Source organism: Natrinema sp. 74 (genome assembly GCF_046097095.1).
In the GTDB taxonomy this organism is placed as follows: domain Archaea; phylum Halobacteriota; class Halobacteria; order Halobacteriales; family Natrialbaceae; genus Natrinema.
Genome location: NZ_CP175699.1, coordinates 421191 through 443800 on the forward strand (window position 1 = coordinate 421191; position 22610 = coordinate 443800).

General features: G+C 55.1%; 17 protein-coding genes and 2 pseudogenes. 8 read left to right on the forward strand and 11 right to left on the reverse strand.

Features of this window, described 5'->3' with window-relative positions; translation table 11 throughout:
• Positions 1-214: 214 nt before the first annotated feature.
• From ACJ70B_RS19950 to ACJ70B_RS19970, 5 genes are all read right to left on the reverse strand, one after another.
• Positions 215-601: a hypothetical protein gene (locus ACJ70B_RS19950; protein WP_408960193.1), complete on the reverse strand. Its 387-nt coding sequence runs from the start codon at positions 599-601 to the stop codon at positions 215-217.
• A gap of 72 nt (positions 602-673) precedes the next feature.
• The gene (locus ACJ70B_RS19955; RefSeq protein ID WP_408960194.1) at positions 674-2053 is read right to left on the reverse strand and encodes an ATP-binding protein; all 1380 of its coding nucleotides are present in this window, start codon (positions 2051-2053) and stop codon (positions 674-676) included.
• 1 nt (position 2054) lies between these two features.
• Positions 2055-3533 carry a hypothetical protein gene (locus ACJ70B_RS19960; RefSeq protein ID WP_408960195.1) on the reverse strand — a complete coding sequence of 493 codons (1479 nt, stop codon included), beginning with the start codon at positions 3531-3533 and terminating at the stop codon, positions 2055-2057.
• Between the two features lie 77 nt (positions 3534-3610).
• Positions 3611-5023, reverse strand: a complete 1413-nt coding sequence (locus tag ACJ70B_RS19965) for a hypothetical protein (RefSeq protein WP_408960196.1) — start codon at positions 5021-5023, stop codon at positions 3611-3613.
• Positions 5024-5510: 487 nt separating this feature from the next.
• Positions 5511-5846: a hypothetical protein gene (locus tag ACJ70B_RS19970; RefSeq protein WP_408960197.1), complete on the reverse strand. Its 336-nt coding sequence runs from the start codon at positions 5844-5846 to the stop codon at positions 5511-5513.
• Positions 5847-6599: 753 nt separating this feature from the next.
• On the opposite strand from ACJ70B_RS19970, the gene ACJ70B_RS19975 reads away from it, so the two are divergent.
• A complete protein-coding gene (locus ACJ70B_RS19975; protein WP_408960198.1) occupies positions 6600-7454 on the forward strand; it encodes a hypothetical protein in 855 nt (284 codons plus the stop codon).
• A 122-nt stretch (positions 7455-7576) separates the two neighbouring features.
• Positions 7577-8310 (forward strand): annotated as a pseudogene (locus tag ACJ70B_RS19980) (IS6 family transposase).
• 42 nt (positions 8311-8352) lie between these two features.
• Here the strand turns inward: ACJ70B_RS19980 and ACJ70B_RS19985 are convergent.
• Both ACJ70B_RS19985 and ACJ70B_RS19990 read right to left on the reverse strand, forming a co-directional pair.
• A pseudogene (locus tag ACJ70B_RS19985) lies at positions 8353-8799 on the reverse strand (site-specific integrase); the annotation flags it as partial.
• Between the two features lie 10 nt (positions 8800-8809).
• Positions 8810-9439: an IS6 family transposase gene (locus ACJ70B_RS19990; RefSeq protein ID WP_408960699.1), complete on the reverse strand. Its 630-nt coding sequence runs from the start codon at positions 9437-9439 to the stop codon at positions 8810-8812.
• Between the two features lie 98 nt (positions 9440-9537).
• Here ACJ70B_RS19990 and ACJ70B_RS19995 point away from each other — a divergent pair, with 98 nt between their 5' ends.
• The gene (locus ACJ70B_RS19995; RefSeq protein ID WP_408960199.1) at positions 9538-9981 is read left to right on the forward strand and encodes a universal stress protein; all 444 of its coding nucleotides are present in this window, start codon (positions 9538-9540) and stop codon (positions 9979-9981) included.
• A gap of 308 nt (positions 9982-10289) precedes the next feature.
• A complete protein-coding gene (locus ACJ70B_RS20000) occupies positions 10290-11366 on the forward strand; it encodes a mannonate dehydratase (RefSeq protein WP_408960200.1) in 1077 nt (358 codons plus the stop codon).
• A gap of 1104 nt (positions 11367-12470) precedes the next feature.
• Here ACJ70B_RS20000 and ACJ70B_RS20005 read toward each other — a convergent pair.
• Complete coding sequence (locus ACJ70B_RS20005; protein WP_408960714.1) at positions 12471-12872, reverse strand: hypothetical protein; 402 nt, start codon at positions 12870-12872, stop codon at positions 12471-12473.
• On the opposite strand from ACJ70B_RS20005, the gene ACJ70B_RS20010 reads away from it, so the two are divergent.
• From ACJ70B_RS20010 to ACJ70B_RS20025, 4 genes are all read left to right on the forward strand, one after another.
• Positions 12783-13469 carry an IclR family transcriptional regulator gene (locus ACJ70B_RS20010; protein ID WP_408960700.1) on the forward strand — a complete coding sequence of 229 codons (687 nt, stop codon included), beginning with the start codon at positions 12783-12785 and terminating at the stop codon, positions 13467-13469. The genes ACJ70B_RS20005 and ACJ70B_RS20010 overlap by 90 nt on opposite strands.
• Positions 13470-13813: 344 nt before the next feature.
• Positions 13814-14782 (forward strand): TRAP transporter substrate-binding protein, encoded by a 969-nt coding sequence (locus tag ACJ70B_RS20015; protein WP_408960201.1) that lies wholly within the window; start codon positions 13814-13816, stop codon positions 14780-14782.
• 55 nt (positions 14783-14837) lie between these two features.
• Positions 14838-15398: a TRAP transporter small permease gene (locus ACJ70B_RS20020; protein WP_408960202.1), complete on the forward strand. Its 561-nt coding sequence runs from the start codon at positions 14838-14840 to the stop codon at positions 15396-15398.
• A gap of 1 nt (position 15399) precedes the next feature.
• Positions 15400-16695, forward strand: a complete 1296-nt coding sequence (locus ACJ70B_RS20025) for a TRAP transporter large permease (protein WP_408960203.1) — start codon at positions 15400-15402, stop codon at positions 16693-16695.
• Between the two features lie 148 nt (positions 16696-16843).
• On the opposite strand, the gene ACJ70B_RS20030 is transcribed toward ACJ70B_RS20025, so the two are convergent.
• From ACJ70B_RS20030 to ACJ70B_RS20040, 3 genes are all read right to left on the reverse strand, one after another.
• Positions 16844-17782: a dihydrodipicolinate synthase family protein gene (locus ACJ70B_RS20030; RefSeq protein ID WP_408960204.1), complete on the reverse strand. Its 939-nt coding sequence runs from the start codon at positions 17780-17782 to the stop codon at positions 16844-16846.
• 214 nt (positions 17783-17996) lie between these two features.
• A complete protein-coding gene (locus tag ACJ70B_RS20035; RefSeq protein WP_408960205.1) occupies positions 17997-19445 on the reverse strand; it encodes an aldehyde dehydrogenase family protein in 1449 nt (482 codons plus the stop codon).
• 352 nt (positions 19446-19797) lie between these two features.
• Positions 19798-21021 carry a mandelate racemase/muconate lactonizing enzyme family protein gene (locus tag ACJ70B_RS20040; RefSeq protein WP_408960206.1) on the reverse strand — a complete coding sequence of 408 codons (1224 nt, stop codon included), beginning with the start codon at positions 21019-21021 and terminating at the stop codon, positions 19798-19800.
• Positions 21022-22610: the final 1589 nt, after the last annotated feature.

Here is a 22610-nt window from a genome sequence, read left to right on the forward strand (position 1 = left end):
CACCACGGGTACCCGTGGTCGGCTGGGAACCGTTCTGATCGTCGGAATCCGGTGGTGAATGCGACTCGGTCACTGACGCACTCGGCGTGGATTGTTCGGTCGAACTGTCGGATGAGGAGTGCTCGGTCGTTGTCTCGTCCCTATCAGTAGCTCCATCGCTGTCGTCGCCTGGTCCGTCGATGGTCTCGTCGGTAGAGGCAGAGCCCATCTGCAGTCACCTCGATTCGGCCTCCCGCTCGGCTTCGATCGTCTCGAGATCGAGTCCCTCCTGCCGGACGCCGACGACATCCTGGACAACAGGTGTTTCCGCCTCAGGTCGAGTACGCCGATTGTAGTACGAGTTCGACGAGAGATAGTAATCAGCGGCGGCACGGGCGTAGCTGATCGGTCGTTGGCCAGCAGGCGCGACAAGCAAGATGAGGATGCCCAGTGTGAGACCGACGCCACCGGCAATCAGGAAAGGCGTGCCGGTGACTCCGAGACTCTGGACGATGCCGAGAGCGAGAAACGGGATGATGAGGACCTCGCCGACCTCGCGGGCTGTGAGGCCGAAAACCAACTTCGTATTGATGATCCGACCTGCGATAGGGAACGTCTCCATACGATTATTTCGTCCTATATTTGGATAGTTAATGGTTTTATAGATCACATTTTCGCATCGTAGTATGGTTTGTTAGGTCGTTCTCTCCGATGTGCTCGGGAACGACTCGTGGAGGTCTGTGGGTGTAATTGCCTCCGCATCACGCTCGGCGGCATGCATTGCGGCGTCGTCGACGATTCCCACGATATCTGCACTACTGAGCCCGTCCGAGCGATCGGCTAACTCTAAATAGTCGTCCTCATCGAGAGCGGTTGGAAGATCACAGAGTCGGACGCGGAAGATTTCCTCACGAGCGTCGCGGCTAGGGAGGCCAATTTCGTACTGTTGGTCAAACCGCCCTCGGCGTGTGGCAGCCTCATCGAGGAGGTCGGCTCGATTCGTCGCCGCAATTACGAGGAAATTCGGATCTTCGTCGTCTAAATGCGCGAGGAACTCATTGACGACCTGAGCGTGCTCACGGTGGAGTTCGTTTCCGCGACCAGCGAGGAGGGCGTCGATCTCGTCGATGAAGATGACGCATCGGTCGAACTGCTCGGCTTCGTCGAACAGTCGATTGACCTGCTCGGTTGATTCGTTGATCCACCGCGATTTGATATCGCCTGCAGATAGCTCGAGATACGGATGGCCGAGTTCACCGGCGATTGCTCGAGCGAACAGGGTCTTCCCGGTTCCCGGTGAGCCGTACAGAAGAATTCCATTCGGTGGTGAGACGTTGAATCGCTCGTAGGCTTCGTCGACTCGAGTTAGGGGTCGTAGGACGGATCGTATGATTTCTTTCTTCAGCTCATCTTGGCCACCGACATCCCAGAACCCAACATTTGGAGCGAGTTTCCAATTGTACTCGAGATCATCAAGAGTAGGATGCAACGGGTCAGAATTGTCGCTGTTCTGAGGAGATTTATGCTTATGCTCTGTGGTGCTTTGAGCAGACGAATCCGGTTCATCAGTCTGACCCGTCTCAGATGGTAAGGATTTTTCTTCGATATTGTCGGTAGCGGTGCCGAGGCTCGTCGAGATCATTAAGGGAATACATGCAATCCAACTGAGACCCATAAGCCACAAACGGTCAAACATAGACGAGACTCGAAGTGGAGCGAGAGTTTCTGCAAGTGATGTCCAACTGTTCTCCCAAGCTGGGAGGAACCATACAGCTGTTAATACAACCGAACCAATGAGAATCCCAAAGACCCAATCAATATCTGCACTTTTGGTATTTTCACTATGCATCGGATAGATCACTCCAGTCAACAGAGCAGCAGTGAATGAAGGAAACATCCAGATTGTTGGAACACCTAAAAGAGCAGCTAATCCTCTAACCGAGGAGGGAGTATTAGCTGCGACCCAGACAACTCCCAGTGGAGCTAGTACATAGTTTGCCGTAAAGAGACCCGTTGAGAGAAACTCCACAATCACCTTCCACAGGCGATCTCTAATCCTGAGTGTTCCAGTCATCTCATTTTGACCGGTTCTTGTCGGGGGATTCACCCGTCCAATCGCTTATCGTCTGTTGGTTAGGTCCAGTCTCCGTTGACGTATCGACAGCGGGGTTCTCGCGGTATCTCTCAAGGCCAGCCTCCGCCCAGTCAACAGGCGATTGGTGGAGATTTCGAGTTGTGTAGTCAGCACCGGCTTTGACATCTTGAGCGGCACGCTTTCCGCTCTTTTTCCCTTGAGATCCTATCTTCTTACTCGTCTTGACAGTCTCTTCTGAGAAGACTGTTGTAGCTGTACTTCCAGCTACACTCTTTGCCTGGCCCGCTGCAGACCCAGCCCTACTGACGGCGCTGCTTCCGATTCCGCCAGTTTTCTGATCAGCATAACTTAGCCCCTTCGACGTCCCATGCCTCGCCTGCTCTATCAGGGCGGTACGAGTTGACTTTCCTCCCGACCGGTTCGCCGACGAACCCTGTGAACCCGATTTACTTTTAGCACCCTGACGACCGGACATCCGCCGTGGTGACAGCCCGGCCATCGTCGCTGATTTGATGCCAACGAGCGCGGGAGCAACGAGCCCGATTAGCCAGAAAAGGTACGCCTCGAGGACTCCCCCAAATCCGGGGTCGCCAGCTTGCTGGCTCTGGGCAGCGGTCGCACCTTGCCCGGCCATGTCCGCATACGCACCAGCCGCTGCAGCCCCGGTCTGTAGGAGACCCGCCATCACGATGCCCGCCAACAACATGTAAGCGGTCGCCCGAAGGGCGGTTTTCGCGATCTCCGACGTGTAGCGGAGTGGTCCGAAGTCCAGAAAGAGCATCGCCCCGAGGACTGGTAGGAGGATGAACGTCGCGTTGAACAAAAATTCCCGTAGAACAAAGACGCCCAGTGCAAGGAGGATGCCCGCCACGGACACCATACTCAGGATAAGCGCACCGATGACCATGCCAGCACTCGACGCCGCAGCCCCATCGAGACTGGATTTCAGGACCTCTGGTCCGAACGCAGCACCGTAGTTCGCGGTGAAGATATGACGGATGAGTGCGTTCGTCAGTAGGAGTCCGAAATGCATGATCTGGCGGGCGACAGCGACGAAAATGATCACCTTCAGTGCCTTCCAGGCGAGCATGAAATTCGTCACTTCGAGCTGATCGGCGAACGGTTTTGTCGCGATCCCCGCCATGAACATGATTACGAGCAGTTGTGGGAAGATATCGAGGTTGTGCTGGAAAGCTGCCTGCATCGTGGGGTCCGAGTAGGGACTGTCGAAGATGATGAACGTCCGCATCCCGTTAGCGATGAGTTCGCTGATGAAGCCCAGAACCCCAGTCAGGATGTAGGTGAAGAAGTTCGCGATCCAGTCAGAGAAGATGGCGAGCTGAATTACCGTGGCGTCAGTTGGCAGCGTCGCGATGCTACCTCGGATAGACGCCAGAGTTTCGGGACCGATGCTCTGGTGGACGATCTCGAACGGGGTGTGGAATCTTGATCCGGTCATTGGTTGTTCCGAGTTCGGTATTGTGAGTTTGTTGCGTGAGCGTCAGTGTCGAATCCCAGGTGCGTACAACTCAGGTACTACCCTGTTTCTCGCCGCATGTACGCGAACGGCGCAAAGAAGATCAGGAATGCTGCTACCGAGACGAGCGCACCTGCGAGGCTGGTTAGTAGCTGGTAGATGTTGAAGGGGTCCTGCTGAAACGCGATCCGCGTCTGTGCGGTGCTATAGTAGACGCTCTCTGAGACGTTGGTCGCCCCCGTGAACGAAGCCGTAACGTAGAGATCACGCCGCTCGACGACGACTGTCCCGTCGGCGTTCGTCGTTACTCGCCCCTGGGCGGCCCCCCTGAGCCAGAGTGTCCGATCCGACAGTGGTTGGCCAGTGGCGGCGTCGGTGAGCTGAATCGTAGCGTGTGTCTCGTTGAGGACCGTCGTCGAGAGGCTTGCATTCCGCTCGCGAACGGTTCGTGTCGTCAACGGAATTGATTCGTTGTGAATGTCGCTGACCTCCGCAATCGGCTGGTCCACGTTCGTAATGACAATCGTCGTATAGCCACGCGGTGGCACCGAAGCGAGATTCACACGTTGGTCAAGTGGACGCGTGTTGCTGGATATATTGAATCCGGAGAGTCGACCAATCTCCGGAGCAGAGATAACGCTCGTGTTCTGCGTCCATTGGAGCGTCGGCTGACGGCTGCGAGCGGTGAGCCCCTGCTCGAGAACGTTCGGGAACGGGACGGTGCGCTGTCGTTCAGTTGTGGCCGCGAGGTGCCGTGCAAGCGTCTGGTTGAGCTGAGTTGTGTTACTCGGTGGGGACGAGAGGGTGGTGTTCGACGTCGTGAGAAGCCGTCGACCGCGAGATGCATTCGTGTACTGGCGCTGCGAATAGACGCCCCAGATGTTCTGAACGCGTCCAGCCGAGCCCTTAAACCGAGCATAGCTCCAGAGTCGGCGGTCAGAGAGCGTCTGTGGGCCTTCAAATCGAAGAACGATTCGGTCGATTCCCTCCTCAGAACGGATGATCGTCTGCGTGACGTTGAGGTCCTGATTCGTGGTGACGGCCACAGGCATGCTGTCTCGAACCGTGTGCGAGAGGGTGAGCGTTTCATCGGTCGTCGTATTCGACAGTTGCCAACCACCCCCGTCGCGGATGTAGGTATTCGTCGAGACAGCAACAGTCGAGTTGATTGTTGCATGGACCTGCAGTGTCGTCGGCTCGGTTGCTATCGCCCCGTCATACTCGAGTTGACGCGGCGACGTTGAATCACTCTCCCAGGTCTGATTGCCAATTCGGACGGTCCGGTTGACCTGCTGCTCGAGGAGATTGTAAGAGAGACAGTTCTTGGTGTCGCCGGCAACGGTACACGTCTGGTTTGGAGAGGGCAGCGAGTAATCGAGCTGCGTCAGCACCGTCCCATTCCGGGGAATTAGCAGTCGGTCACTGTTGTTTGCAGAGTGACTGTCCTCTTCGGTACCGATGCCAGTACGCACTCCTTCAGTTGTCCCAAGGATCGTGATATGTGCGTTTTTGACGAGGGTTCCATTCGAGCGCTGTGAGTCGGGCAGCCAGAGACTCGTCGAGTCGTTGCGCTGAATCGAGTTCAACTGGGCGAGACGATACTCGCTGAGTGTCTGCTGGTTCGGTCCAACGCGATAGGGAGGCTGTGTTGTTGCGTATGAGAAATCGCGCATCCGACTGATGTTTGCCATAGAGATGCTCTCCGAATGGACGACATCGTCAAGGGTAGAGAGTACGAACGGGGGAAGCGTTCCAGCGTCTGGATCGCGATCGTCGGAGATGAACGCACGCGTTCCGTTGTTTGGCGCGGTACCAGTCGGTGTTGTGACCGCACTCACGACGGGGAGCACGAGGAGGACAACAACCACCAGACCGAGTAGGGAACGACTGTCCATCATAGGTCAGAGTGATGGGGTGGATGGAGCAAGAGTCTGCTTTCGACCCACCCGAGTACACTGCTCACGGAAGGACTGGAACGATCATCCCCGGGGCGAGGTTCTCGAAGAGGGTGACAAACACGCTGTAGCTGACCGAGAGGACGATCATCCCGGCACCGCCCCACATGCCGCGCCAGCCCCATTGAGCACGGTCGGCACTACGTCTGGAAACGAACCAGGCAGCAGCACCGACGAGGAAAACGATTACACCGACCTGACCGAGGGTTGTGGCGACGAACTCCTCGATCTGTGTGAGCGAGTCATTTATTTCGCTTTGTTGGGCGGCAGCGACGCCTGTACTTACGGTGAACGCGAACAGGGCGACCAGGGATCGTGTGGCACCTTTGTGCTGGTGCATGCTATATTCATATTAGCACCTACACTAAAAATCTTATATAGTACTATTTATGAATGTTTCTTAGACAACGGATAACGGTTTCAATATACAGAAATCACAAGAGGACTGTATCAATAGCAACAACTCAAGCCTCGGCTGGATGGGCGACTCTGTACTAATGAGCAAACAGACAAAAAGCGACAAGCGTTGAAAGGACCTCCACGACTACTATGACGAGGTCGCAGCGGATCCCTACTATAACAAAACACCTCAGTCGATTGGCGAGTGAACACGCCGAGGCAAGTTCAAGAAGTTGAAGCGCTACGATCTCGTCGACTACACGGGTCTAACTAGTGACCGCACCTATTGGGGATCGACGAGGAAGTCGAGCCATAGAAGACCAAGTTGCCAGCGATACAATCAGACAATGGATTCTATTTCCCTCTATAGATCCAATAGATCCGTATTGTATTAACCTAATCTTGTAACATGACCATTCACTATATAGCGATAATGTTATGGAATATTAAAATTTTAATAAACAGCTGTTTTATGTGGATTTGAATGGTTAGAAAGGATTACAATCCTGGACGCCGGACAGTTCTGAAATCATTAGGCGCTTCAGTCGGGGGGATAACGCTCGGCGTTGGCGCTAGCGGAGTTGGTAGTGCAGCATCGACTAGCACACCATACAATTCGGTTTGGGACGAACCAGTAGACGTCGGTCAAAACCACAACTCGTGGGAAAGAGACGAGCGCAAGCCAGATATGTACATGAGCAGCTACCAAGGCGTGGCAGAAATCGGCGTGAGTGTTCATCGAACACTTTCGTTTATAGGTGTCGAGTGCCTTGATAATCCATTCCGTTTGAATACAAGCCACTCCTATCTCTATGCGTTTAATTTCGCATCGTTTGGTGCTGGTCTGTGGCGTCAGTATCAGAATCTATACCAAGGTGAAGGTGGGACGATCACCGATCCGAAAATCATCCCTTCGCTATTTAATGCTGATCACACGATGGAACTAGAAGTACAAAACACGAACCAAACGAATATGCTCAATGAGGATAACGCGAAATTCGCTGCGCTTGATGGTCTACTGGACCAGCACGTGGAGGATGTCGGAAGCGGGTCTGGGTGGTTATCTGCCACAAGTGCTGAAGACATTGAGTACGATCAGATAGATGCGGTGAGTGACAAATTTGCACAGGGTGCAGGACTAGCTCTGGGAATTGGCGGCACGATCGCCAGTGGTGGGGCCGCAACCTTGTTAGGTGCGACCGGAGTTGGCCTTTCGGTGGCAAACATGATAGATAATATGAGTGACGAAAACCTCGGCATCAACGATGCTGACAACGGCCAACACTGGCGAATGAATTACAACGGACGTGGCAGCATCCCGGCATACTTGGCAGGTGTTTACTTTACGCTGGAAGTTCCTCCAGGTGAAGGATTCACCCTAGAGGTGAGCGATGAGTATAGTATCTCCGAACCAGTTTATTCACAACAATCTGACGCTTCAGAAGCGGACGAGATGCTATCATCTCATGAAGATAATATTGCCCTTGTTGATATCAAGCCTAATTGGACAGAGAACGAGGATTACGTGAAAATGCCAGAGGTGATCTGACGGCATAGGCGGTTACTTTCCGAGTGGAAGACCCACAATACGATCGCCCTTCAGAAGGGGATTCGGGGCACCGTCTAGTTAGCGCAGTTTGAGAAGCGAGCAGGTCGTAGAGTTGGGTTGGAATGATGCTCGCAGACCTGCTCAGCGAGTGCTACGCGGAGGAATTTGATGAATGTTGGGAGCGTGAGCGGACGGCGGACGCCCGTCAGGGCGTTCGCCGTCCGGCTCCACGCAGCCAGTTGTTCACTTCGGGAGACACAAGCGACTCTTCGCTCACTCGGCGTTGAACGCTCTCATCAAGCGATCTGGCACTGGGTACATTGGCTAGCTGACAGCGTACCGGACCCGCCGACGTCCACGAGAGCCACGCTCTCGTGCGGCCCATCAGAACGCAAAGCGTTCTGAGGACGGCGCAGCCGTCGCGGGTCGCGGTTGACGAAACCGCTGTCAGGATTAACGGCGGCCGATCTTGGATGTACGCTGCAATAGACCTCGACACAAAGCTCATTCTCGACGTCGCGCTCTTTGGACGGCGAGGAACCGATCCAGCTGCTGCGTTTCTGCATGGACTCGCCCAGACACACGATCTCTCCGACACTGAGTTTCTGTCGATGGTGCTGGCTATCTGACTGCCCTCTCTCGAGTAGGATTGAGCGGTCACCTTGACTACGTCGATCGAACCCCCATCGAAAAATGGTTTCACACCCTCAAAATGCGGATCGACCGCTTCCACAACTCATCGGTTGGCAGTCGGGCCAGCGCCAGAGAATGTCTTGAACAGTTTGTTCACTACTATAACACACAGCGACCCCACCAGTCACTCAACAAACAACCGCCAGCGGAGGTACTAAACTAGACAGTGCCCCATACTTCCATCTTCGAGCGAGAGGTCGCCCTACTGAACACCACGCCGGCGAGGATCGTTCGGGTCACGGAGCAACTCGCCGACACGGACAGCTGTGTAGGCAAGAACGAACACAAGCGCCCGATCTCGAGCGGCTTTCAGCGCCGTATATCGTGCTCGCTGTTTGTCGATTAGGTCAGCATCCTCCGACAGTGTAGTGTACATCTCTATAGCGTCGCGGGCCCGTTCGTCGACGTGGCGGGTGATGGCGTGGCGCTGATCGGACGTCCAGGCCTGCTGGTCGCCGGGCTTTCGACCGTCATCTTCTAGAAGGGGTGCCATCGCGCTCGCCCGTTGCGCGTAGTGCGCCTCGAGGTAGCCCTCGTTGACACACCAGTCACACCACACAGGGATATGGCAATAATAGGTTTGTACCGTGTTCTGCTTGAGTCCTCGATCACCAGCAAAATGACGGGCGTACTCCCGGAACACGCGTTCGTCATCAGATAAGTTAATTCCATACAAAGGCGAACGACCGAAGCCACTGATCTGCAGTTTCTGCATGAGCGTTGCTAAAGCAGTTTGAGAAGTATGAGATTCGACGTTTTATCTCACGAAAGATATGTTCGACACTGTTCCGATTTCCATGTCGTTCGTATCTGAAATAGAGGCCATGTCGTTGACAGGCGTAGTTCAGCGATTTATCTCCATTGACGAGAAACACCGCGTCATCGACGTCGTGTTTCTCGCGTAATTCCGTGAAGAACGTACTGGCTATGACCTTGGTTCTAGTCGGATCAATCTTTGTATGGGGTGATTTGTTTGACTCTGGATCGACAGCGGCGTACAGCCAATACTGGTCATCATTGAGCCGGATCACCGTCTCGTCAACCGCAACGTGATCCGGACTTCGACAGGAATCGGGCTGTAGATCTGCCTTGTGAACCCAACTATGAACCGTCGATTGAGCTCGTTCAACATCAAATATCTCGAGAAATCGAACAGTATTCGAAAGCGAGACCCCAGCAAGATGGAGCTGAATACTAAGCTTCATCAACAGTTGCGGTGTTGCTTCTCGCTCCACAAAATCCAAGTCGAACTGGCCGATACTAGAACCGAGGCGTGCATTTTCGGCATAAATCACTTTGAAAATGCCACGCTTCACTCCTTCAGCCTTATCTGAACAGCACCCTCTTGCCAGTGCTGAGTTTTATATATTGTCCCGACTGTATAGCTACTATGGAGGAAGTACTCGTCGTCCAGCTAGCGGATAGCCCGGACCAGCGACTGTTGCGTACAGCAAAAAACCATGTCGCCGGAACGGAAAACGAGATCCTGCTCTGCAGGATTGTCGATGAGAAGCAGTTCCAGAATAACCTACAACGGCAGGCGAAGTCAGATAGACAGGTCGAAAGTATCGACGAGATGGAGACGATCGCGACAACCGAGGCCAACGAAATCGCGAAAGACGCATTCGGCGACGACGTTCCGTACAAGGTAATGGGCGTTGTGGGGACGATCCCGGACGATGTCGTTCAGATCGCTGAAGAGGAGAACTGCGAGCACGTGTTCGTCAGCGGAAAGAAACGCTCTCCGGCTGGAAAAGCGGTTTTCGGTGATGTAGCGCAGTCGATTATCCTCCAGTTCGACGGGCCAGTTACCGTGACAACACAGTCGGTGTAAGACCGCCGACGGAGACTCCGTCGGCCGTCGGTACCCCTGCCCATCCGGGCGAGAGCAGCATCGAGGTGGCACGGATATACGATCGGTCTCTTCTTTTAAGGTAGTAACTGGGCAGCAGAGCGCCACTTGTCGTAACTCCCGAAAACGCTAGTCTCGGGTTGCTGTCCCATAGAACGGAACCAGACCTAGCTTTTTCGGCTTTCATCGAAGAGTAGACTCCGTTGGCACTCTCTGTATGAGTGATAGTATCTAAAGCCAGTCCGATATCCCTCCGAAATAGTTTAGACGTTTCAAACGAGTACTCAGGTATGGACCGCGACAGTAATCCGGCCGTCAGCGTCGGTGTTCGAACACGATCGCTTGCGCAGTCTCGATTACGATACATCCGTCAACTCGGAGTAACGGACATCTTCGTGGATCACGCAGATACGGACGAAGAGCCCGATGAATTCAATGACCGCGATGGGACCGATACGATCGCAGTCGGTCCGAACCAGATCCCGTCTGTCTCGGAGCTCACGGCCGCTCGAGAACGTATTGAGGATGCCGGGCTCTCCTTTACTGGCATTCAGTCGCTCCCGTATTCGATGTACGGCGATATCATGTTCGGTCGCGACGGTGCAGACGAGGCGCTCGATCAGATCACCACCCTAATTCGAAACCTCGGTGAGGCCGGCATTCCGGTGTTAGGTTACCAGTGGAACCCCCGAAGCGTCGTTCCGATGCGGACGTCGCCCGTCGAGACCCGCGGCGGCGCAGAGGCAACTGCCTTCGATTACGACGAACTCGATGATCCGGACGAACTCGCACCTGGTCTCGATCGAGCCTACACCGAAGACGAGTTCTGGGAGAATTACCAGTACTTCCTCGAGACCGTTCTCCCCGTGGCGGAAGAAGCCGGCGTTGAGCTCGCGCTTCACCCCGTCGACCCACCGGTCCTCGAGTCGCTCGGTGGTATCCCGCGTCTATTCCGGAACGTAGAGAACTTCGAGAAGGCGATGGAACTCGTACCCAGCGATAATCACGGTCTCAAGCTATGTCTCGGCTGTTTCTCGCAGATGGGAGAGGATGTGACCGAGGTCATTCGTCGTTTTGGCGAACGAGATCAGATCGTCTTCATTCACTTCCGTGACGTCGTTGGAACGGTACCGAAGTTCCACGAGACGTTTGTCGATACGGGGAACTTTGACACTGCAGAGGCGGTACGCACGCTTCACGATGTTGGGTTCGACGGCCCCGTTATCCCAGATCATGTTCCGAAAATGGAAGGCGACGACGATTGGCGACACCGCGCTCGTGGGTTTACTGTCGGATACCTCCGCGGTGTTATCGATACGGTCCGGACGGAACCGTCCCGAACGACGCAAGTGGCCGAAACGGAGTAGCCACAGCAAGTTTCCTTAGTACGTCGTCCGGGGTCGCACTTAACGGTGCTAAAACGAGTGGTTCACAATTTCCGCGGTTGCTCGTCACTCCTGCTCCTCGCTCTTTATTTAAATAATCCTCCATACTCTACGTTCGTCATTTGACGTACACACCTTTATTAGATGTCGTCCTAATATGGTAGACGATGCGTTGCGACAGTTGTGACCGTATGTTGGTTGCGCCATACGACTATCCCCTGTTTCTGTGCGAGGAGTGTGGGTTCGTTCCACCGCAAGGGGCCGATTGACCGTCGAACGAAACTAGCACTGAGAACCGTTGATCCCCGGTGTCGCTGCGTCGGTTCTTCCCTTCGGCAGTAAGGAGAAGACCTTGCTATCGATTGTGGCTATCCGTTCGTTCTCCTCGTTTCTTCCGTACCCATTGCTGTCTGTTATCGCTCGATCTCTCGAGTGGCCTCCAGCTAGTGTTGACTTGAATTCTGCGTCGTAGCAATGAGTAGACGGTCGCTCAAGCATGCATCCGTTAAATTTCTCTGACAGAGAAGTACGGTTTTCGGTACGTGATCAACAATCCTAACAAGTCGACTAACTTCCGCGACGCAGACCAAATATGCGGGAATTTCACACGATTCCTTTCGGTTTCTCTTTGGTTGCTGTGCTCTCTTCACACGGAATTCTCTCTGAGTGAATTCAACGTGAACATGACTGAGTATGCCCACATCAGCCAGCGTAGCTGCATAGGTCTATGTGGACCGTCGGGGTTCACTATCAACGGCTGACGGTTGTTACCATACTTTCTCCTAGGTAGATCATTGGACAACGAACGACCGATCTGCGTTCTCTCATAGATAATATCAATCCTCACACGTTGGCTTATTCTTCACTTCGCGTTTACATATATACCCATGTAAAATTCTGTTTCTCGATTAATTGATGTCCTGAAGAACCAACCCCTATATTATATCTGACGCGAAGCACACATAGAGAATTACACCTGTATGAATGTAAAGGACTCCTCCCAAACATTACGATAGTACCGGCGTAAAGGCGCCGGGGAGAACGAACTAATGAGGTGCCTTCTCTGTTAGATAAATATTGTGTAGGTCATCGGTGTGGGTGGCGGCAGACACCTGTTTCGTCCGGAACGGCGTAGCCACCGGTTGAATCAGCAGAACCGGAGAAACCGCCTAAATCGGTGTTGTCGATGTCGGTTAGCTCTTCTGTAGCCCTGTGAATTATTTTGAAGTCGTGTGGTGTCATAAGCCAAGCGGCGTGGTTCGTCTGCTCTCTTTCAGAATTCTCTAATGAAGAAACCTTATAGGGGACCGTGTCGAACCGGTATCCATGGTCCACAAAGCAAAACATCCGGTCAAAGCGACCGAGACGACTCTCGAGATTATTGATCTGCTTAAAGAAATGGACAGAGCGGGCGTGACGGACATCGCCACGCAACTGGATCTCGCCCCCAGCGCCGTTCACAAACACCTCAGTACCCTTCAGGAACATCGGTACGTCATCAAAGATGGGTCGAAGTACCGGTTGGGGCTTCGGTTTTTCGAGTTAGGAGGGTACACGCGCCACCAGATGGAACTCTATAACACGGCGAAACCGGAACTCAAATCGCTGGCAGAAGAGACGGGCGAAAAGACGAACCTTTTGGTCGAAGAGCATGGGCTCGGAATCTACATCTACCGATCTATGGGAAACGAAGCGATCCAGATCAACACGTACACGGGCGAGTCGGTATATCTCCATAACACCGCGCTCGGAAAAGCGATTTTAGCACATCTCCCAGAAGAACGGGTCAAAGAGGTCGCCGACCACCACGGACTTCCGTCTGCGACCGAGAGAACGATCACGAACGTTGATGACCTGTTCGAATCGCTTGCGGAAATTCGAAACCGGGGCTTCGCTTTCGACGATGAAGAGCGAATAAATGGGCTCCGATGCGTTGCGGTTCCGCTTCTAGACGACGGGGAGGCTATAGGTGCGATAAGCGTCTCCGGTCCAAGGAGCCGGATGACTGATGACCGGTTTCAAGAAGAGATACCCAATAAACTCTCGCAGAAAGCGAACCTGATCGAGCTTGATTTGAGCTACTGATCCCGTCTCACCCCCTTTCGTCTCTCGATCAGTGATTCCTGGCACGGTCGTTCGTCTCGAGCTGATGGTGTCGTCAGTTACGATGGACAAATCTCTCCTCTGGGGGCGTTGCCACACGGTCAAACACGCCGCTCGGTTCTGGAGGAAGTTCGAACTGCTGTGAACGATCCTGTTCCTTCTGATTGCCACCTAGAGATAGACTGAGTGAAGAGCAAAATCGGAAATATATGAAAGATAGGGATAGATTCATATACCACCATTACAATGGTGTGAGTATGTCTGGCAACCAGACAACCGGTAGGGACAGCCGTTTAGCTAGTGTGACGCGTCGCCAAGCAGTCAAAATGGGTATCGGCGCATCTGGGATCGCGACTCTCGCCGGTTGTATGGGTGGTAGTAGTAGTGGGACGAACATCACGATGGCGAGCGTGATGGAGAAAGGGACCTCGATGGTACACGCGGGCGAACTTTTCAAAGAACGCATCGAAGAGGAATCGGACGGCGATATCAGCGTCGACTTCTCTTACGGTGGTGCCTACGGGTCAGAAAACGAGACGTTCGACCTGATGAGCCAGGGTGCCATCGACATGTACACGGGCGGCTCGGATGCCTACAAACTCTACACGCCCGAGTACTACTTCTTCAACACTCCCTTCGTCATCGAGAGTTTTGAGCATCAGAAAAAGATCATGCAGACCGATGAGTTCCAGAACGAAGTCTACCCGACACTCGAGGAGAAGGGGAACATCCGCGTCGCTGGTGACCGCGTCTACAGGGGTATGCGATACTTCACATCCAACAAACCTGTTCGTACGCCCGAGGACGTTCAGGGGATGGAGCTTCGGCTACCGAGTTCCGACCCCTGGGTGACCGCTTGGGAATCCGTCGGCGCGAGCCCCTCTCCCGTGTCCCTCGACGAACTGTACTCGGCGCTCCAACAGGGCGTCGTCAGCGCATCCGAGGGGCCACCGGCCCAGATTTCATCTCTGAGTCTCTGGGAGGTGCAAGACTACTACAGTCTCACCGCTCACCTACCCCAGAGCGGACAGATGTACGTCAGGTCGGACTTCTACCAGAATCTCGATCAATCTCAGCAGGACATGTTCGACGAGATCATCAGCGAAGTCACGAAAGAAGCGACGCAGTGGGCGAAGAGCTCGGAGGAAGATCTCCTGACCGAAATCGAGGAAAACGGAATGCAAATCATCGAGGACGTCGATTCGGAGGCCTTCTACGATGCTGCTGCGCCTGGCATTGAGAGGCTCTTCGAGAACTCGTATACGGGAACGTGGGACGACTGGCGAAACCTCTGAAACCAAGGCGCATCGAATCGGTGGTTCTATAACGGAATATCCCTCATTATTGGACATGGACATCGACCAATCATTAGGATTGAAGAAAGACACGTGGTACGATAGGATCGTGCTGAATGTAGCGACATTGTTATTCATTCTAATGCTGGTGCTTACAACAGCGCAAGTAATCGTCCGCATCTTCGACCTTCCGATCAGCGGCGGAGCGTGGTGGACGGAACCGGTCGCGCGATATTCGCTTATGACCGGAACATATGTTGGCGCAGCGGTCGCGTCCAGAAATGGAGAACACATTAAAATGACCATCATTTCGAATCAACTCGAGGAACGATTTCCGTCGATTGGAACGATCGTCGATATCATTGCGCAGATACTAACGATCCTCTTCCTAGTCCTCCTGACCTACGCCGGTTTGCAGGCGACGCTCGGGAAGTGGAGCACGCCCATGCTCGGCGTTCAGGTGGTCAAACAGGGATGGATATACGGGACGATAACGGCCTCACTCGGAATGATGATCATTTACGAACTGATCAACCTGTACTCCGTACTGACGACGAACGATTTCAGTCGACAATTCATGAGCACCGTAACTAGTGCGAACAAAGAGGGTGAATAAGATGGAACTATTACTGATCGGACTCATCTTCCTCGGTGGGCTGTTGGCCTTCTATGCGCTTGGCATGCCCGTTGCGGCTGCGATCGGATCGGCATGCGTCCTGATCATGCTGTCCCCGTTCGGTCCACCCCTCAATTACGGCCTCATGTCGAACGAGTTGATGCACGGCTTGAACTCGTTTACGCTGCTCGCAGTTCCGTTCTATCTCATGTTAGGTCGGTTAATGAACAGGACTGATATGACTTCGGACGTCTTCGACTTTGCAAACGCCGTCTTCGGACGGGTTCGTGGCGGTATTGCACAGGTCAATATCGGCGCGAGCGTCATCTTCTCCGGGATGTCCGGGCTGGCAGTCGCCGACGCGGCAGGGCTCGGCCGCGTCGAGTACAACGCGATGCGCGATCAGGGGTACGACAAGAAGACGGCGATTGGTGTCACCGGTGCATCGTCGATTATCGGTCCGATCATTCCGCCGAGCGTCCCGATCATTCTGTACGGCGTGTTGGCCGAGGAATCGATAGGTGCACTCTTCCTGGCCGGCATCGTACCAGGACTGCTACTCGCTGCAGTCCTTTCCGTGTTCACGTATCTCGTCGTGCGATGGAAGGGATACGGGAAAGGTGAGGCCGCTGGACTCCGGACCATCGGGCAGGAGTTCGTTAACGCTCTCCCCGCATTACTGATTCCCGTATTCATTGTCGGTGGTATTCTCTCTGGGATGTTCACTGCGACGGAGGCCGGTGCGGTCGCGGTCATCTACGCGATTGGGCTCGGCTTCTACCAGGGCTCGCTTACAGGTGAGGTCCTCCTCCAGGAGTTCCAGGAAGGAATGGTCGAAACGTTCTCCATTCTGTTTATCATCTCCCTGGCGATGCTGTATGGCCTCGTTGCACTGCAGCTCCGGATCCCAATATTGCTGGCCGACGCAATCACGGGATTCACGACGAATCCGACCGTCGCGATCCTGATCTTCGTCCCGCTTTTCATGCTGATCGGGACGTTCATGAGCATCACCGCCACGATCATGATCATGGTACCGATCCTGATGCCGATCATCGAAACACTTGGGATCGATCCAATTCACTTCGGGATCGTAATGATCCTCTCGCTCATGACTGGCGTCGTTACGCCGCCGCTGGGGTCCGTCCTCTTCGTTCTGGAAAAGGTGACCGACGCTTCGCTTGAGACGGTTATGCGTGCGATGGTGTTGTTCTATATCCCGCTCTTGATCGTTATTCTGATCGTCGCACTCGTGCCGGAGGTTTCGATCTACGTCCCGAACCACTACTTCTTCTAACGACTGGTTCGTTTTTATTTGCGTCGCGTCGATCGGCAAACTCGGTCAATGGTAGGACCGCTCGCGATGCAGACGCGACTGTCGGTGCGATATCCTGTTTCGAGAAAAACTGGTAGTCGGTCGTCTCAGCCGATGGCGGGTCGTCGTCCTATTCGATCAGACGGTCGATGTCGTCCTCGAGTTCGTCGTAGCGCTCTTCGGCTTTGCGTTCAATCCGATCGGGAAGTGGGCGGATCGGCTCGCGAACGTTCCCACCGTGGAGTCCGGCGAGCTCGAGTCCCTTTTTGACGACAGGAACGCTGACGGCTCCCGGGAGCTCGTTGTCTTCACCGTATTCGTCGCGGAGGTTCTGATACGGGAGACAGATGTTTCGGAGTTCCCGCGCACGGTCCCAGTCTTCATCAGAGAGCGCGTCGAATAGCTCGAGCCCGATTTCCGGACGGAAGTTACTCACACCTGCGGAGAACCCTTCGACGCCCTCTGCCCAGTAGGCGACTGCGAAGGGTTCCGCGAGGCCGTTGACCCAGACGACGTCGTCGTCGCCCGCTTCGATCCCGGCACCGAGTTTCACGCTGTCTTTCAGCGCGTACTTGATTCCGACGACGCTGTCGAGTCGCGTGAGCTTCCCGAGGTAGTCGACGGACGGATCGAAGCCGCGAACGTAGGGGACGAGCGGCCGTTCGGTGTTCGCCCCGAGTTCCCGATAGTACTCGAGAAGGCCCTCCTCGTGGAGGTAGGTGTGGTCTGGTGGCATGATCATCATCGCGTCGACTCCAAGCTGTTCGTACTCTCGAACGAGTTCCTGAGCGGCAGCCGTGCTTCCGCCGACGCCTGCGAGTACACAGGCGCTTTCCGGCAGGCCTTCGAGGGCCGCTTCGGCGGCTGCGATCCGTTCGCTCTGTGATAGTGAGTGGTACTCGCTGATGTTTGCGGTCGCGAGGAACGTTCTGACACCCTCCTCGTAGAGTGCTTTCGCGTTTTCTGTTATCTTCTCGTATTCGATCTCACCATTTTCGTCGAAAGGTGTAAGCAATCCGACAGCTACACTACGGAGGTGCTCCTGCACCTGCTCGGCAGACAATGCCATAGCTCGTTTTGTGGTGGGAATTGGCATAAAACCATCGTCTACAGCCGACTGACTTGCGAAATCACCGTTGTTCGACGAACGCTCGTCGGCCTATACGGCCTGCATATGGTGACTTGTCTCGCCCAGCCAACGAGCGTGACATCCAGTCCAATTCATTCGAAATCCGAGACAGTTGAAACGGGCGGTTCGGCTCTCTACGTCCCCTGGTGGAACGTCAATAGTTCATATAGATTGTTTTTGTGCTTGTGAAGAAGTCGAGTCCGGCATCACCCTGCTCTCGATACGTGTTCGTCGAGGAGTTCTTGTAGCCGCCGAACGGAACGTGGAGTTCCAACCCAGTCGTCTTCTCGTTGGCCTTGGCGACGCCCGCCTCAACGTCCTCGACGAACCGATTGGCCTCCGTGATGTCCTGCGTGACGATGCTCGCGGACAGTCCGTATTCGACGTCGTTTGCTACCTCGAGGGCCTCCTCGAAGTCGCCGACCGTGATGACGGCGAGCACTGGGCCGAACACTTCCTCTTGGGCGATCCGCATTTCGCTTTCGACATCGGTGACGACGGTCGGTTCGACGAAGTACCCATCGTATTCGCCACCGTCAGGTTCGCTGCCGCCAGTCGCTACCGTCGCCCCGTCCTCTCGAGCGACGTCGACGTATTCAAGCGTCGACTCGAGTTCGCTTTGGCTGACGTGTGGTCCCATGTCGGGGTCCTCGAGACCGGGTCCGATTTCGATCGATTTCGCGTAGTCAGTGAGCGCGTCGACGAACTCGTCGGCGATGTCCTCGTGGACGATCGCACGGGAACAGGCGGTACACGACTGACCTGTGGTTCCGAACGCGCCGACGCCGACGATATCGACGGCTTCGTCGATGTCGGCACTCGGCATGACTACCGTGGGATTCTTGCCGCCCATTTCACACTGGACGCGCTTTAGATCGTCCGCGGCCGTCTGGGCGACTGTCGTTCCGACCTCGGTGCTACCGGTAAATGACACGGCGTCGATGTCGTCGTTGGACGCAAGCGGTGCGCCGACTTCACTTCCCGAACCAGTAACGAAGTTCGCAACGCCGTCTGGCAGCCCCGCTTCGTCGAGACACTCGAAGATAATTCGAGTCATGTTCGGCGCTTCCGAGGCGGGTTTGATGACCAGCGTATTTCCGGTTGCAAGCGCGGGTGCGAGTTTCCAGGCTGGAATCGCGATGGGGTAGTTCCACGGGGTAATGAGGCCAACCGTTCCGAGCGGCTCGGGCTTCGTGTGGAGTTGCTTTCCGGGCGCGCTCGGGGCCTTCGACGTTCCGCCGAGGTCGCGGGCCTTCTCGGCGTAATACGCGAAGATATCGATCGCACGCTGGACTTCACCGGCGGCCTCGCTGCGGGTCTTCCCTTCCTCTCGGACCAATGTCTCCGTCGCTTCGTCTTTGCGCGCATCGAGGTGGTTTCCGGCTTTCTTGAGGACCTGTCCGCGGCTCGGACCGGGCATATTAGCCCATTCGTCCTGTGCGTCTACTGCTGCGTCTATCGCGGTTTCGACGTCCTCTTGTGTCGATGATTGATACGCTCCGACGATGTCATCGGTGTCCGCGGGATTTTGAACCTCGAATGTGTCTCCGCTTTGTGATTCGTTCCACTGGCCGTCGATATAATTGGCGTACACTGTCGACATTCCATCCGGGTATTCGGAGTTCTCGTATACATGAATTGTGGTATGAATATGGGTCGGCTGTGAACATCGATGGCGGATTGGTCCATGCACGCGCCCGGTTTCGACCATGCAAGACACAGACTGAGAGCGGTGCTTTATCCCGAACCCAACTATTGGTGGCAACTCGGTTCCCCACGGTAGGGAGCAACTCGGTTTCCCACGGTGGGGATCAACTCGGTACATAGACATGGTGGAGGGCGTTCAAGCGCTTCTCTGATTGCCGTATCTCGATCGTTCCCATTGCCGATCTACGTTGGACTGGCGGAGCGGCGGTTAGTCCGCTTGGCGGCAGTCCCTTCCTATTTGACAGTCCTCAGTCGAAGCCGTCAGTGCCCGAACGGAGGTGCTCCTCGAGGACTGCCTCGTCCAGTTCGATGCCCAGACCCGGTTCCGTGGGTACGTCGATGTAGCCGTCGTCGATCAACGGCTCGTCTCGTGCGAGCAGGTCGTCCCACCAGTCGACCTCAAGGGCATGATACTCAAGGACGTCGGCGTTCGGAACCGCCGCACAGAGGTGGACACAAGCCATCGTTCCGACTGGGCTACAGACGTTGTGCGGAGAGAAGGGAATGTAGCGTTCCTCAGCGCGTTCGGCGATCCGTTTGGATTCGGCGAGCCCGCCGCAGGTCGCCGGATCGGGCGTGATCACGTCGACCGCGTAGTCGTCGATCAGGTCGCTCAGTTCGTGGATTCGAAACCGGTTCTCGCCGGTCGCCAGCGGTGTCTCGGTCCGCCGGGCGACTTCGCGCTGGGCGTCCGTCTCTTCGGGTGGGACGACATCCTCGAGCCACATGAGATCGTAGGGCTCGAGTTTGCGTGCAAGCCGTGTGGCGCTCTCGACGGTGTAATCCCAGTGGCAGTCGAACGCGAGGTCGATCTCGTCGCCGACGGCGTCGCGGACGGCCTCGACGACCGCGATCTTGTGATTCAGCGCGGCGTTGGTCAGCCGGCCGTTGTACGGATCTGGGTCGTTGTCGCGGGCCATATCGAGATCGAACTTGATCGCGTCGAAACCCATGTCGACGACGCGCTTGGCCTCCGCCGCATAGGCTTCGGGCGTATAGGCCTCCGCGTCGGCGTACTCGGTGAAGCCGCCGTCGTCGACCGCGTACGCCTCACCGGCGTGGCAGTCGCAGTAGAGCCGAATTCGATCCCGATACCGAGATCCCAGCAACTGGTAGACCGGCAACTCTAGAAGCTTGCCGGCGGCGTCCCACAGCGCGATCTCGATTCCTGAGGCGGCGGTGACGACCTTTCCCGTCGTCCCGCCGTGGCCCGACATCTCCTGGACGATATACCGAAACAGCCGCTCGACATCTAAGGGGTTCTCGCCGATGAGAAAGCGGTTCGCGTACGCGACGAGTTCCGGCACCCCACCGCCGCGGTAGGCCTCGCCGATTCCCGTCACGCCCGCATCGGTGTGGACTTTCACGAGATTCCACTCGAAGTTCCCTTCGACGACCACCGACTCGAGTCCCGTGATTTCGACGTCATGGCCCGTAGGACGATCAGTCGCGTGATTCGAAAACTCTCTCATCGGTGACCGACCCCGGGAACACTACCTGCGTCGGTTTTGAGCTGCTGCGTTCGCCCGGTATTGATATGATTTCTGAAACCGCCGTAGCGGGGTTGTGTGTCAAATGATGGCCACCTGTCAGCTTCGAGTATAAGCATAGTCTGTCTTCTCTCGTCTGCAGGTAAAGTCGTACGGTTACGGGAATTTTCAGTGCTCTATCGACGTTCATCGTGTAGGGTTTGATAGGTTCTTGAACATCCTTCGCGTCGCTTGTCGTGTGTGATCTCGAATTACTGATAACGGTCTTGGCGATGGCTATAACGCATCGATGGAAAGGACCACGTTGTGGATTCCCACCTCGGCCGAGTGACGCGGTCCGGTTGATTCCAATACCAGTCACAAACACCGAACAGGCTGCTGACCCCGAACCACCGACACAGCAATCGCTCAAAACTGAATGTGTCTGGTCACTGGTGAGCGTGTTCCAGTGCTGTTACACATCAGCTGGCGGTTCACCGATTTCTTATGGAAGATGGCGTCGACGGTGAGATGGATCGCGCGCCGGTTCGTACAGCTAGGTGTGTCGAGTTAGTTTGCATAGCACTGCTCCTCCCAGAGTAGTCCGTTGCACCAACACGAGTCGTCTTTTATGAGTAGTGACACTCTTTGTGAGTTGGTTTTCCGTGAGAACGGTCTCTCCTCCGAAACTGCGTCGACAAGATCGAGTGGTTCTATATCGCGATATAGAATTTATGGCTGCTTCGTACGTGGACAGTCGAGCCGTGTGCTCTTCCGCGAGAACAGTCGTCGTCCGACTCTCGAGCCAGATCCCATCTCAAGGGACTGTTCCGCGGATGGCCTTCAGATCTACGACACCCAACACTACGGAGGCCGGAGAAGCGTGGACGTAGACAGGCGCTCAACCGTGAAGCGCTCGGACGACCTCGAGTTCGTTGCGTCGACAACGCCATGTTCGGTGACGTAACACGTAATCGGAAGATACTGTTCGTCACTCGACCCCTACTGCGTATTTAGTCGGCGACCGCCGTACGGAGAGTGGTTTCGTCACGACGGTCGATAACTGTGCTTTCCCCAAGGGGTGGGACTATCTCAGCCGATGTCGGCCCGCTGCATGTTGTCTGTGAAAGCCGTCTTCGGTGGGGTTCGACCTCTGTACTCTCGAGTTCCAGGCAGGACGTCCGTCTGGTCTGTTCGTCGAACGTCCTCTTCGGGCGCAGCTCTCTTTTGCCACTCGAAAAACCTCGATATAGTGCTCGAGAGGGGATTTCGTGCCGAATTCCATCGATCGTGATTCGGAGAGGGGACGGACCACCGTGAAAGCACACACGATTATTGAAGTAATCACGAGTGATCGTTATCGCCCCCAATTCTGACGATTTTCCTCTCCTCGGCCCTCGTAGTCTACGTTCCCCACTTGCATAAACCATAATACGCTATATTAAATACGGACACTGGAAATGAGACGACAGTTGGTAGAGAGACGCCAGAATGTGTGGTCTCGGACGGTTTGGTGAGCGAGAACTGATTTAGATTGGCTCTCAAACGACTTATTGGGTTGTATTAACAACTATTCTGCATTCCTTTGGGAC

Coding starts and splice junctions, on each gene's coding strand:
- ACJ70B_RS19950 (WP_408960193.1), bottom strand. CDS start 601: ATGGAGACGTTCCCTATCGCAGGTCGGATCATCAATACGAAGTTGGTT.
- ACJ70B_RS19955 (WP_408960194.1), bottom strand. CDS start 2,053: ATGACTGGAACACTCAGGATTAGAGATCGCCTGTGGAAGGTGATTGTG.
- ACJ70B_RS19960 (WP_408960195.1), bottom strand. CDS start 3,533: ATGACCGGATCAAGATTCCACACCCCGTTCGAGATCGTCCACCAGAGC.
- ACJ70B_RS19970 (WP_408960197.1), bottom strand. CDS start 5,846: ATGCACCAGCACAAAGGTGCCACACGATCCCTGGTCGCCCTGTTCGCG.
- ACJ70B_RS19975 (WP_408960198.1), top strand. CDS start 6,600: ATGAGCAGCTACCAAGGCGTGGCAGAAATCGGCGTGAGTGTTCATCGA.
- ACJ70B_RS19995 (WP_408960199.1), top strand. CDS start 9,538: ATGGAGGAAGTACTCGTCGTCCAGCTAGCGGATAGCCCGGACCAGCGA.
- ACJ70B_RS20000 (WP_408960200.1), top strand. CDS start 10,290: ATGGACCGCGACAGTAATCCGGCCGTCAGCGTCGGTGTTCGAACACGA.
- ACJ70B_RS20010 (WP_408960700.1), top strand. CDS start 12,783: ATGGACAGAGCGGGCGTGACGGACATCGCCACGCAACTGGATCTCGCC.
- ACJ70B_RS20005 (WP_408960714.1), bottom strand. CDS start 12,872: ATGTTCCTGAAGGGTACTGAGGTGTTTGTGAACGGCGCTGGGGGCGAG.
- ACJ70B_RS20015 (WP_408960201.1), top strand. CDS start 13,814: ATGGGTATCGGCGCATCTGGGATCGCGACTCTCGCCGGTTGTATGGGT.
- ACJ70B_RS20020 (WP_408960202.1), top strand. CDS start 14,838: ATGGACATCGACCAATCATTAGGATTGAAGAAAGACACGTGGTACGAT.
- ACJ70B_RS20025 (WP_408960203.1), top strand. CDS start 15,400: ATGGAACTATTACTGATCGGACTCATCTTCCTCGGTGGGCTGTTGGCC.
- ACJ70B_RS20030 (WP_408960204.1), bottom strand. CDS start 17,782: ATGGCATTGTCTGCCGAGCAGGTGCAGGAGCACCTCCGTAGTGTAGCT.
- ACJ70B_RS20035 (WP_408960205.1), bottom strand. CDS start 19,445: ATGTCGACAGTGTACGCCAATTATATCGACGGCCAGTGGAACGAATCA.
- ACJ70B_RS20040 (WP_408960206.1), bottom strand. CDS start 21,021: ATGAGAGAGTTTTCGAATCACGCGACTGATCGTCCTACGGGCCATGAC.